The sequence below is a fragment of the Pseudomonas sp. LTGT-11-2Z genome (assembly GCF_003691445.1).
In the GTDB taxonomy this organism is placed as follows: Bacteria; Pseudomonadota; Gammaproteobacteria; order Pseudomonadales; family Pseudomonadaceae; genus Aquipseudomonas; species Aquipseudomonas monteilii.
On sequence record NZ_CP033104.1, the window covers coordinates 4,710,060 to 4,722,270 of the forward strand.

Annotated in this window: 9 protein-coding genes and 1 pseudogene; 3 read left to right on the forward strand and 7 right to left on the reverse strand. The window is 62.9% G+C overall.

Annotated elements, in window-relative coordinates:
* Positions 1 to 17: 17 nt before the first annotated feature.
* From D8767_RS29780 to D8767_RS22160, 6 genes and pseudogenes are all read right to left on the reverse strand, one after another.
* A pseudogene (locus D8767_RS29780) lies at positions 18 to 1,558 on the reverse strand (diguanylate cyclase domain-containing protein); the annotation flags it as partial.
* 124 nt (positions 1,559 to 1,682) lie between these two features.
* Positions 1,683 to 3,515, reverse strand: a complete 1,833-nt coding sequence (locus D8767_RS22140) for an ABC transporter ATP-binding protein (protein WP_016715013.1) — start codon at positions 3,513 to 3,515, stop codon at positions 1,683 to 1,685.
* A complete protein-coding gene (locus D8767_RS22145) occupies positions 3,508 to 4,140 on the reverse strand; it encodes a DsbA family protein (RefSeq protein WP_016715012.1) in 633 nt (210 codons plus the stop codon). The genes D8767_RS22140 and D8767_RS22145 overlap by 8 nt, the downstream gene beginning before the upstream one ends.
* Before the next feature lie 3 nt (positions 4,141 to 4,143).
* Positions 4,144 to 5,076: a rhodanese-related sulfurtransferase gene (locus D8767_RS22150; protein ID WP_016715011.1), complete on the reverse strand. Its 933-nt coding sequence runs from the start codon at positions 5,074 to 5,076 to the stop codon at positions 4,144 to 4,146.
* 109 nt (positions 5,077 to 5,185) lie between these two features.
* On the reverse strand, positions 5,186 to 5,482 hold the full coding sequence (locus D8767_RS22155; RefSeq protein WP_016715010.1) for a BolA family transcriptional regulator: 297 nt from the start codon (positions 5,480 to 5,482) through the stop codon (positions 5,186 to 5,188).
* A 10-nt stretch (positions 5,483 to 5,492) separates the two neighbouring features.
* Positions 5,493 to 6,017 carry a DUF2059 domain-containing protein gene (locus D8767_RS22160; RefSeq protein ID WP_003252642.1) on the reverse strand — a complete coding sequence of 175 codons (525 nt, stop codon included), beginning with the start codon at positions 6,015 to 6,017 and terminating at the stop codon, positions 5,493 to 5,495.
* Between the two features lie 154 nt (positions 6,018 to 6,171).
* Here D8767_RS22160 and D8767_RS22165 point away from each other — a divergent pair, with 154 nt between their 5' ends.
* Positions 6,172 to 7,566, forward strand: coding sequence for a class II fumarate hydratase (locus D8767_RS22165; RefSeq protein ID WP_016715009.1), 1,395 nt, complete (start codon positions 6,172 to 6,174; stop codon positions 7,564 to 7,566).
* A 75-nt stretch (positions 7,567 to 7,641) separates the two neighbouring features.
* Here the strand turns inward: D8767_RS22165 and pap are convergent, their stop codons facing one another.
* Positions 7,642 to 9,135 carry a polyphosphate:AMP phosphotransferase gene (gene pap, locus D8767_RS22170; protein WP_016715008.1) on the reverse strand — a complete coding sequence of 498 codons (1,494 nt, stop codon included), beginning with the start codon at positions 9,133 to 9,135 and terminating at the stop codon, positions 7,642 to 7,644.
* A gap of 113 nt (positions 9,136 to 9,248) precedes the next feature.
* Here pap and mnmC point away from each other — a divergent pair, with 113 nt between their 5' ends.
* Positions 9,249 to 11,213, forward strand: a complete 1,965-nt coding sequence (mnmC, locus tag D8767_RS22175; RefSeq protein ID WP_016715007.1) for a bifunctional tRNA (5-methylaminomethyl-2-thiouridine)(34)-methyltransferase MnmD/FAD-dependent 5-carboxymethylaminomethyl-2-thiouridine(34) oxidoreductase MnmC — start codon at positions 9,249 to 9,251, stop codon at positions 11,211 to 11,213.
* Positions 11,214 to 11,640: 427 nt separating this feature from the next.
* Positions 11,641 to 12,096, forward strand: a complete 456-nt coding sequence (locus D8767_RS22180) for a transposase (protein WP_081259035.1) — start codon at positions 11,641 to 11,643, stop codon at positions 12,094 to 12,096.
* Positions 12,097 to 12,211 lie beyond the last annotated feature (115 nt).

A 12,211-nucleotide genomic window follows, 5' to 3' on the forward strand; every position in this document is an offset into this window, starting at 1 on the left:
GCCATGTCGGCAGCGCGCAGCGAGGTTTCGAGGGTACCGGGGGCCTGGGCCATATGCACCAGGCCAACACTGACCGTGGTGACGAACGGCCGCCCCTTCCACACGAAATGCAGGCTCTGCACCATCTGGCGTAACTGTTCGGCAATGCGCTCGGCCTGGTCGGGCGGGCAGTTTTCCAGCAGTACGCCAAATTCGTCCCCCCCAGCCGCGCCAGGGTATCGCCTTCACGCAGGCCGGATTGCAGCACGGCGCAGATGTGCCGCAGCAGCTCGTCACCGGCGGCGTGGCCGCAGGTGTCGTTCACCAGCTTGAACTGGTCGAGGTCAAGGAACATCAGCGAATGCCGCCCACCCTGGCGCGCCAGGTCATTGAGCGCCTGCTCCAGGCGGTACTCGAACTCGCGGCGGTTGGCCAGGCCGGTCAGGGCATCGTGGGTGGCCTGCCAGGACAGGTTGGCGATGTACTGGCGTTCCTGGGTCATGTCATGCAGTACCAGTACGATGCCGCTGACCTGGCCATCGCTGACGATGGGCGAGCCTACCAGGTTGATCGACACGGTGCTGCCATCCAGGCGCTGAATCAGCCGGGCATGCTCCGCGCCGCCTTTGAGGCTACCGCTAAGCACCTGCTCGACCAGGCTGCTGCCATCTTCTTCAGCCTGCTCGTCTACCAGGCTGAACAGCGCTGACAACGGCAGGCCCTGAGCCTGACCAGACTGCCAATGGGTCAGTTGCTCGGCGGCCGGGTTCATGTAGCCGATACTGCCCTCCACATCGGTGGTGATCACCGCATCACCAATGGCCTGCAGGGTGATCTGTGCCCGCTCCTTTTCCTCCTGCAGGGCACTGGCGAAGGCTTGCCGTTGGGCCAGCAGCTTGCTGGAGCGGCGCCAGGCGATGGTAATCAGGAACATGGCCGTCAGCAGGTTGGTGATCAGCAGCACCCGCAACAGCATGCGCGAGCCTTCACCCAGCGCATCACTGAACGCCTTGGCGGCGGGTGTGACACCCTCGTTGATGGTGACGATACGGGCCTTCCAGGCACTCACTGCCTGGGCGTCTAGCGGGCCAGTGGCAAAGCTCTGGCGCATCTCGCCAGCCAGCACATCGAGCTTGGCCAAGTAATCGTCGCCAATGTCCCAGTAGTCGATGGCTGTCTGCATATAGCTGATGTTGCGGAAATTGCGGTAGAACCAGATGATCCGCTCGACATCGTCGGGGTGGTTGCCACCCTTCAGCACCGCCCGGCGCGCCGCATCCAGATCAGGGTTGGGCTGGTCGAGCACCTCGCGTAACTGGTGGTCACCCTGCGGCACGGTAATGGCTTGGCGATAGCGCTGATAGGTGCTGTCGTCGCGGGTTTCGGCGTACAGGTTAAGGTAGTAAATGGCGTCTTTCTGGGCCTTGGACCACAGGCTTTCGCCCGCGACATAGGCGCGCACGGCCGACAGCGTATAAAGGCTGAGGCTGCCCAACGCTACCTGGAAGACCACAACGGCGATGAAGGGCCAGGTGATGCCGAGCAACTTTGGCGCTTCTAGAGTGCGATGTCCCTTCATGGATTCCCTGTCACAGAGCAGATAAGGCGCAAATCAACCCAGACAAGCACAGCGTAGGCCATCTGCCATCGTTGTGGAGGGGATTTTTATGACAGGGAATCGGGGGATTTGTACAGTTTGAACGTCAGCTTTGCTGCAGGTGCCCATAAAGCTTGGCGTATAACCCACCCTCGGCAATCAGCTGCTGGTGGCCACCCTCTTCGGCCACATGCCCACCATCGAATACCAGCACCCGGTCGGCCTGTTTCACGGCCGACAGGCGGTGGGCGATGATCAGCGTGGTACGGCCGCTGAGGAAGCGCGCCAATGCCTGATGCAGGTTGTACTCGGTGGCAGCGTCCAGCGCCGAGGTGGCCTCGTCGAGAATCACCACCTTGGGCTCGGCCAACACCATGCGGGCGATGGCCAGGCGCTGACGCTGGCCGCCGGACAAGCGCACGCCGGAACGCCCCACCACACTGTCCAGGCCCTGCGGCAAGGCCGCAATGGTGGCATCCAGCTGAGCGATGCGCAGCGCTTGCCAGCAGGCGTCGTCGCTGCAGTCGCGGCCCATGTTCAGGTTGGCGCGCACGGTGTCGTTGAACAGTGACGGGTGCTGCAACACCACCGCCACGTTTTCACGCAGGGTTTCCAGGCCGATTTCCTGCAGGCTGGCACCGCCAAAGCGGATGGTACCGGCCTGGGCGCTATAGAGGCCCAGCAACAGTTGCACCAAGGTGCTTTTGCCGCCACCACTGGCACCGACAATCGCCACCTTTTCACCCGGGGCGATGGACAGGTCCAGGTTATCCAGCACTGGCTCGTCGGCATAGGCAAAACGCAAGTCGCGCACCTCGATGCCCACCGTGTCGCGCCCGGTGAACGGGTCGCAGGCGGCCGGGTACTGCGGCTCGTCAGCACGTGCCAGCAGCTCGTTGAGGCGGCTCAGCGCACCGCCAGCGGCGTAGTAGGCGTATTGCAGGTTGAGCAGCTGTTCCACCGGGCCGATCATGAACCACAGGTAGCTGAACACCGCCAGCATCTGGCCGATCGACAGGTCGGAGAAGAGCACGGTGAGCATGGCTGCTGCACGGAAAATGTCGATGCCGAACTGGAACAGCAGGCCGCTGGCACGGCCACTGGCATCGCTTTTCCACTGTGAATCAACGGCGTAGTCGCGCACTTCGCGGGCACGCAGGCCAAGGCGGCCCAGGAAGTAGCCCTGGCGGTTGCCGGCACGGATTTCCTGGATGGCATCGAGCGTTTCCGCCAGCGCCTGGGTAAAACGCGCGGTGCTGTCGTTTTCGAGCTTTTTCAGATGTTTGACGCGCTTGCCCAGCTGCACGGTGAAGTAGATCACCAGCGGGTTGAACAGCAAGATCAGCAACGCCAGCTGCCAGTGCATCCAGATCAGGATTGCCGCCGTGCCGGTCAACGTCAGCATGGCCACCAGGAAACGGCTGAGGGTTTCGCCCACGAACTTGTCGAGGGTGTCCAGGTCGGTGACTAGGTGAGTGGTTACCGTGCCGCTGCCCAGGCTTTCGTATTCCTTCAGCGAAATGCGCTTGAGCCGCTCTATAAGGCGAATTCGCAGGCGGTAGACGATGTCCTTGGCCAAGCCGGCAAACAGCTTGGCCTGGATCACGTTGAACGCCAGCGCCGCCAGGCGCAGGCACAGGGTGAGCGCCAGCATCAGGCCGATGTAGCCAGCGGCCACCTGCCAGCTGGACGGCAGCAGGTGGTTCATCCACTTCAGCGCGGCATCGCCATGGCCCAGCAGCACTTCATCTACCAGCAGCGGCAGCAGCAGCGGAATGGGCACGCTGCAACACGCCGCCAGCACAGCGATGAGGTTGGCGGACCAGAGGTTTTGCTTGTGGTGCAGGGCAAGGCGGCGGATTTCCGCCCAACTCAGTCGATCGGCCGCAGTGTATGGCTTGCCCGGTACCGGGTCGGGTGACCCAGGCACATCAAGCACAGGCGGCCTGCTGCAGCCAACGGCCGAGCAAGGGTTGCAGGCGCTCCAGCGGCTGGTAGCCGTTGGTCAGCAGGGCCAGTTGGCCGTTGCGCTCGGCCAGCAAGGTTGGGAAACCGGCGATACCCAGGTCCTGTGCCCAGCTGAAGTCGGCCGCAGTGGCCGCACGGGTATCGGCACGGGCGAAGGTTTCGGCGAACACGGCACGGTCGAAGCCCGCCTGTTCGGCCAGCTCGACCAACTGCGGCGCGGTGGTCACATCCACGCCCTGCTCGTAGAACGAACGCTGAATCAGCGCCAGCAGCGGCCAGACGCGCTCGGCGTCCAGCTCGCGGGCCGTGACCAGGGCGCGGCAGGCCGGTTCGGTGTCGTAGACGAAGCCGTCGGGCATGGCCCCCTCGAAGCGGAACGGCTGGCCGGTGGCGTCGGCCACCGCCTGCCAGTGTTCGAGGATGTACTTGCGGGTAGAGCTGTCCAGCGCACTGCCACCCGTGCGCAGCCCGCCCACCACCAGACGGGTGGCGATACCGGCCTCACGCGCCTGGGCGATCAGGGCCGCCGCCACTGGCGCGAAACCCCAGCACCAGGAGCACATCGGGTCCATCACATAGATCAGGCGTGCAGACATGCATCAAGCCTCGGCTTTGTAGTTGTAACCGATCGGGTGCGGCAGGTTGCGAGCCTTGGCCAGCTCGATCTGCTTCTGCCGGTCGATGGCACTGCGCCGGGTCTTTTCGCTCAAGGTGTCCCAGCAATGCGGGCAGCTGACCCCTGGCGAATAGTGCTCGGACGCGCGCTCCTCTGCATTGATCGGGTGGCGGCAGGCGTGGCACTGGTCGTACTCGCCTTCGCTCAGGTCATGGCGCACCGTGACGCGGTTGTCGAAGACGAAGCAGTCGCCGTCCCACAGGCTTTCTTCCTGAGGCACTTCCTCGAAGTATTTTAGGATACCGCCCTTAAGATGATAGACCGCCTCGAAGCCTTCACCGAGCATGTAGCTGGAGGCTTTTTCGCAACGGATGCCGCCGGTGCAGAACATGGCCACCTTCTTGTGCTTGCTCGGGTCGAAGTTGGCCTTGATGTACTCCGGGAACTCGCGGAAGGTCTCGGTCTTGGGGTCGATGGCACCTTTGAAGGTACCAATGGCCACTTCGTAGTCGTTGCGGGTGTCGATCAGCAGCACTTCCGGATCGCTGATCAGGGCGTTCCAGTCCTTGGGCTCGACATAGGTGCCGACCGCCTGGTTGGGGTCTACGCCTGGCACGCCGAGGGTGACGATTTCTTTCTTGAGCTTGACCTTGGTGCGGTAGAACGGCTGTTCGTCGCAGTACGACTCTTTGTGGTCGACATCGACCAGGCGCGGGTCGTTGCGCAGCCAGGCCAGCAGGCCATCGATGCCTTCGCGGGTGGCCGACACGGTGCCGTTGATGCCCTCGTGGGCCAGCAGCAGGGTGCCTTTGACGTTGTTGTCGAGCATGGCCTTGAGCAGCGGCTCACGCAGCTCGACGTAGTCTTCCAGGGTGACGAACTTGTACAGCGCCGCGACGACGATGGCTTGAGACATGAAGCAGGTTCTCCAGGTGGTTGCCCTCGTAAGGGGCGGACCGGGTTGACAAATAAAAACGCGCCGACAAGCGGCGCGTTGCGAATTCTACCAGAACGACAGAAAGGTTTCAGTGCCCGCCGCCCGCACACACAGGCGAGGCCGGTGCAACGCCGACCTTGGCCCACTCTTCGGCGGTGTAGGTGTGGATGGCCAGGGCGTGAATTTCGCCCATCAGCTCACCCATGGTGGCGTACACCTTCTGGTGGCGCTTGACGCTGTTCAACCCGGCAAACTGCTCGCTGACGATCACTGCCTTGTAGTGGGTCTCCTGACCACGACTGTGCATGTGGCTTTCGTTGAGCACTTGCAGGTGTTCCGGCGCCAGGGCCGCCAGTTGCTGTTCAATGCGCTGCTGCATGGTCATTGCGGCGTACTCACTTCTTCGCCGGCGCGGCGGCCTTGCCAGCGTTCGGGTCCAGCTCTTTGGTCATGTCTTCCAGCAGCTTGTTCACCACCGGTACTGCTGGCTCCAGGCTTTGCTGGGTCAGCTGGGCCGATTGCTGGGTGACCTTGGGCATTTCACGCAGCACTTTCTTGCCCAGCGGCGATTCGTAGAACTTGACCAGGTCTTTCAGTTCCTGCTCGGTGAACGTCTGGGTGTACAGGTCGACCATCTTCGGCTTCAGCTTGTTCCAGCCGATGGCGTTGTCCAGTGCGGCGTTGGCCTTGGCCTGGTAGCTTTCCAGCACCGGCTGCTTGGCGGCCGGGGCCTTGGTCTGGGCGAAGCGCTGGGCGAACATCTGCTGCACTTGCATGTACACCGGGGTGCCCAGCTTGTCGGCGTTGGCCAGGGTCAGGAACTTCTCGGCAGCAGCGTTATGGCTGGCGGTGGCAGCGAGCACCTGGCCGCTGGCGCAAACCAGGGCAACGGCGGCACAAAGGACACGGAGACGGGTCATTGCATTTCCTTCAAAGAGAGGGAGGCGGGAACCTCAGAGTAGAGCATTCTGCGCCGTGGTGGCGATGTGCTCAAGTGGCACGACGAGCGACGGAACCGCTCTGTCGATTCAGGGCCTAAACTGCGAATTCGAACTACACAGGAGTGAGTACAGAATGAGCCGTATCGAGACAGACAGCCTGGGCCCGGTCGAAGTTCCGGAGGACGCCTACTGGGGTGCGCAAACCCAGCGTTCGCTGATCAACTTCGCCATTGGCAAGGAACGCATGCCCCTCGCGGTGCTGCACGCCCTGGCGCTGATCAAGAAGGCCGCTGCACGCGTCAACGACCGCAATGGCGACCTGCCGGCCGACATCGCCCGGCTGATCGAGCAGGCCGCCGACGAAGTGCTGGATGGCCAGCATGACGACCAGTTTCCGTTGGTCGTCTGGCAAACCGGCAGCGGCACCCAGAGCAACATGAACGTCAACGAAGTGATTGCCGGGCGCGCCAACGAACTGGCCGGCAAGGGCCGTGGCGGCAAGGCGCCGGTACACCCCAACGACCACGTCAACCGCTCGCAAAGCTCCAACGACTGCTTCCCCACCGCCATGCACATTGCTGCCGCCCAGGCAGTGCATGAAAAACTGCTGCCGGCCATCGCCGACCTGTCGTCGGGCCTGGCAGAGTTGTCAGCGCGCCACCAAAAGCTGGTGAAGACCGGCCGCACGCACATGATGGATGCCACGCCAATCACCTTCGGCCAGGAAGTCTCGGCCTTCGTTGCCCAGCTCGATTACGCCCAGCGAGCCATCCGCGCCACCCTGCCGGCAGTCTGCGAGCTGGCCCAGGGCGGCACCGCCGTGGGTACCGGCCTTAATGCACCGCATGGTTTTGCCGAAGCCATCGCTGCCGAGCTGGCGGCGGAGTCCGGCCTGCCGTTCGTCACTGCGCCGAACAAATTCGCCGCCCTCGCCGGCCACGAACCGCTGACCAGCCTGGCGGGCGCCCTGAAAACCCTGGCCGTGGCCCTGATGAAAATTGCCAACGACCTGCGCCTGCTCGGCTCCGGCCCGCGCGCCGGGCTGGCCGAAGTGCGCCTGCCAGCCAACGAACCCGGCAGCTCGATCATGCCGGGCAAAGTCAACCCTACCCAGTGCGAGGCGTTGTCGATGCTGGCCTGCCAGGTGCTGGGCAACGACGCGGCCATCGGCTTTGCCGCCAGCCAAGGGCACTTGCAGCTGAACGTGTTCAAGCCGGTGATCATCCATAACCTGTTACAGTCGATCGAGTTGCTGGCGGATGGCTGTCGCAACTTCCAGGAGCACTGCGTGGCGGGTATCGAGCCGGATGCCGGGCAGATGGCCGCGCACCTGGAGCGCGGATTGATGCTGGTGACGGCGCTTAACCCGCATATTGGCTATGACAAGTCGGCGGAGATTGCCAAGAAGGCTTATAGCGAGGGCAAGACCTTGCGCGAGGCGGCGCTGGAGCTGAAGTACCTGACCAATGAGCAGTTCGACCAGTGGGTAAGGCCGGAGAACATGCTGGCACCGGGTGGTAAAGGCTGAACCACCTATAACCTGTACCGGCCTCTTCGCGGGCTTGCCCGCTAAGAGGCCGGTACAGGCAGCCGAGCACTTCAGCTATTTTTTGTCCTTGGCAAACGCCGCCTCAAGCGCCTGGTTGATGGTGCGCAACACCTTAACCCGCGCCCAGCGCTTGTCGTTGGCCTCTACCAACGTCCACGGCGCGATCTCGCTGCTGGTGCGGTCGACCATGTCGCCTACGGCCTGGACGTAGTCGTCCCACTTGTCGCGGTTGCGCCAGTCGTCCTCGGTGATCTTGTAACGCTTGAACGGAATCTGCTCACGCTCCTCGAACCGTTCCAGCTGGGTCTGCTGATCAATCGCCAGCCAGAACTTGACCAACACCACGCCGGCATTCACCAACTGCTCTTCAAAGTCGTTGATCTCGCTGTAGGCGCGCATCCAGTCGGCCGGGCTGCAGAAGCCCTCCACCCGCTCGACCAGCACCCGGCCATACCAGGATCGGTCGAAAATGGTGAACTTGCCGCGTGCCGGGATATGCCGCCAGAATCGCCACAGGTAAGGCTGCGCGCGTTCTTCTTCGGTGGGTGCGGCAATCGGCACGATACGGTACTGACGCGGGTCCAGCGCCGCCGCCACCCGGCGGATGGCGCCGCCCTTGCCGGCAGCGTCGTTGCCTTCGAACACCGCCACCAACGCGTGCCTGCGCATGTGCTTGTCGCGCAGCAGGCCGGCCAGGCGGGCCTGTTCGGTGACGAGCTGTTCCTGGTAGTCGGATTTGTCCAGCCGCTGGGTCATGTCCAGGGCACCTAACAGGCTGCGGCCGTCGATGCTACGGCCCAGCGGGGCCACGTTGCCCTGGTGCTTGCCCTTGGGGTTGTGGGCCAGCGCGGCTTGCAGGCTTTCCAGCAGGATGCGCCCTACCGCCAGGCTACGGTAGTTCGGGTCGACGCCCTCGATGATATGCCACGGCGCATAGTCGCGGCTGGTGCGGCGCAGCACGCGCTCGCCAAAGCGCACAAAACGGTCGTAGGTTTCGGACTGCTGCCAGTCCAGCGGGCTGATCTTCCAGCTGTGCAGCGGGTCGTCCTTGAGCGATTTCAACCGCGCCTTCATCTGCTTCTTGGACAGGTGGAACCAGAATTTGATGATCAGCGCACCTTCATCGCACAGCATCTGCTCCAGACGCTCGGCGCCCATGATGGCCTGGTCGAGCACGGCATCCTTGAATACCCCGTGCACCCGCCCCTGCAGCATCTGGCTGTACCAGTTGCCGAAAAACACGCCCATCCGCCCTTTGGGGGGCAAGGCCCGCCAATAACGCCAGGCTGGCGGGCGAGCCAGCTCTTCGTCGGTCTGCTGGTCGAAGGTGAGCACATCGATCATGCGCGGGTCCATCCACTCGTTGAGCAGTTTTACCGTCTCACCCTTGCCGGCACCTTCGATGCCGTTGATCAGCACGATCACCGGGAAACGCGCCTGCTGCTTGAGTTCGTACTGGGCTTCGAGCAGGGCCTCGCGTAAAGCGGGTACCTCGGCGTCGTAAGCCTCCTTGTCGATGCTGTGGCCGATTTCGGCGGATTCAAACATGCACTGGCTCCTTCAATGGATAAGCAAGACTAGCGGATTTGTGGGCCGCCTGTGCCTGCGCAAAATCACCAGATGGCATAAAATCCCGCCCATCTGCTGCAACCGAGCCAACCATGTCCACCCTCCTCCAGCACGCCCAGATCGACTGGGACGACCAGGGCCGTCCCCACTCGCGGCAATACGATGACGTCTACTTCGCGGTCAACGAAGGCATCGAAGAAACCAAGCATGTGTTCCTCGGCCAGACCCGCCTGGCCGAGCGTTTTGCCAACCAGGCCCCGCACGCCAGCCTGGTGATCGGCGAAACCGGCTTTGGCACTGGCATGAACTTTTTCTGCGCTTGGCAGCTGTTTGATGAACACGCGCACAGCAACGCGCGCCTGCACTTCGTCAGCGTCGAAAAATACCCACTCAGCCTGGCCGACATGGCCCGCGCAGTACACCTGTGGCCGGAGCTTGCCGCCTACACCGAGCCGCTGCTGGCGCAATACGTGGCGGTTCACCAGGGCTTCCAGCAATTCACCTTCGCCGAGGGTAGGGTCACCCTCACGCTGCTGGTCGGTGATGTACTGGAACAGCTGCCGCAGCTCGATGCGCAGATCGATGTGTGGTTCCTCGATGGTTTCGCCCCGGCGAAGAACCCTGACATGTGGACCCCGGAGCTGTTTGCGCAACTGGCGCGGCTGTCGCACGCAGGCACCGTACTGGGCACCTTCACCACCACGGGTTGGGTACGCCGCAGCCTGGTCGAAGCCGGCTTCGCCATGAAGAAGGTGCCGGGCATCGGCAAGAAGTGGGAAGTGATGAGCGGCGCTTACGTCGGCCCCCGGCCCGGCCCCAATGCGCCTTGGTATGCACGCCCGCCGGGCATTTCTGGGCCGCGTGAAGCGCTCGTGATCGGAGCCGGGCTCGCTGGCAGCACAACCGCTGCCAGCCTGGCCCGGCGTGGCTGGCAGGTGACCGTGCTGGAACGCCACGATGCACCGGCCCGGGAAGCCTCGGGCAACCCGCAGGGGGTGCTGTACCTCAAGCTGTCTGCGCATGGCACCGCGCTGTCGCAAATGATCCTGTCCGGCTTCGGCTACACCCGTCGCCAACTCGAGCGCTTGCAGCGTGGTCGGGACTGGGATGCCTGCGGGGTGCTGCAACTGGCCTTCGACAGCAAAGAGGCCGAACGCCAGGGCAAACTGGCTGCCGCTTTCGACCACGCCTTGCTACACACCCTGGCGCGCACCGAGGCCGAAGCCATTGCCGGTGTGGCCCTGCCTGCCGGCGGCCTGTTCTACCCCGAAGGCGGTTGGGTACACCCGCCTGCCCTGTGCCAGCAGCAGTTGCAGCACCCGGGGATTCAGCTGATGACACATCAGGAAGTGCTTGAGCTGCGCAAGGTGGATGACCAGTGGCAAGCCTGGGCGGGTGAACGCCTGCTGGCCAGTGCGCCTGTGGTTATCCTGGCCGGTGCCGCCGACGTTCGGCGTTTCGAGCCTTGCGCACAGTTGCCGCTCAAACGTATTCGCGGGCAGATTACCCGGCTGCCGGCCACTGCCAGCAGCCGCATGCTCAGCACGGTGGTATGCGCAGAGGGCTATGTAGCGCCACCCCGCGGGAACGAGCATACCTTGGGCGCAAGCTTCGACTTCCACAGCGAAGACCTGGCGCCAACGGTTGCCGAACACCAGGGCAACCTGGCGCTGCTGGACGAGATTTCCGTCGACCTGGCGCAGCGCTTGGGCACAGCCGAGTTGGCCCCTGAGCAGTTGCAGGGGCGCGCAGCCTTCCGTTGCACCAGCCCGGATTACCTGCCGATCGTGGGGCCGGTAGCTGATGTGCAGGCGTTTGCCCAGGCCTATGCGGTGCTGAGCCGGGATGCGCGTCAGGTGCCGGATTTGGCCTGCCCTTGGCTGGAGGGGTTGTATGTGAACAGCGGGCACGGGTCGCGCGGGTTGATCACGGCGCCGCTAAGTGGCGAGCTGGTGGCGGCTTGGGTATGCGGGGAACCGTTGCCGTTGCCGCGGGCAGTGGCGGAGGCTTGTCATCCGAACCGGTTTGCGTTGCGTAAGCTGATTCGGGGTAAGTGATTGCATCGGGGGCTTGCCGACGGATTTGCTGCGCCTGTGAGATCGAGCGCCGCCCGCGCGGCGCTTCGCGGGGCAAGCCCGCTCCCACATTTGTTGCAACGTGGCCATGCCTGTGGAGGAGGCGTTGTCAGCCTTGGTGCATGGCTTGAGACAAGTGGGGCGGTAGCAATGCCAGCTCAGAAATCCTGCCAGCCCACCAAGGCTGACAACCATGGCCTTTCAGGTTCGGCACGTTGCAACAAATGTGGGAGCGGGCTTGCCCCGCGAAGCGCCGCGCGGGCGGCGCTCGATCTCATAGGCGCAGAAAGTGTCAAAGCGAACAGCCGCGAAGCGCCGCACGGCTAACCCCACACCCAGTAACGATTTCAGCCTAGCCCTGCTCCTCGTACCCACCTATGTTTCCCTTACTGTTGGAAGAGGAAACCACATGGAACGTGCTCGATCTCATATTTTGCGCCGAGGTCGCTTTTCATCACCCGGGAGCATGTATCTGCTAACCACCGTAACGAATAATCGAAAACAACTATTCAGCAATTTTTGGCTAGCCAGAGCGGTAGTGCAGCAACTCCGTCAAGCAGAGCGTGAGTTGGCGTGTAAGTCACTAGCCTGGGTGGTGATGCCAGACCATGTTCATTGGCTAATTCAGCTCAACGATTCGACGCTGAGTAGTTTGATGCGACGATTTAAATCACGCAGCAGCCATGCGCTGTATCAGCAAGGAATGAAACGGGAAAAAGTATGGCAGGCAGGCTATCAGGATCATGCCCTTCGCCAGGAAGAAGATGTCCGCAAGATTGCAAGATATGTGATTTGTAATCCATTAAGGGCGGGTCTGGCCAAGAAGATCGGTGATTATCCCCACTGGGACGCCGCATGGTTGTGACCCTTTAAGGCTATAAACGGATTCGCGGGTGTTCGCCTTGACACTCTTTGCGCCTGTGAGATCGAGCGCCGCGCGGGCGGCGCTCGATTTGCGCAACACCACAAAGCTCACGGCA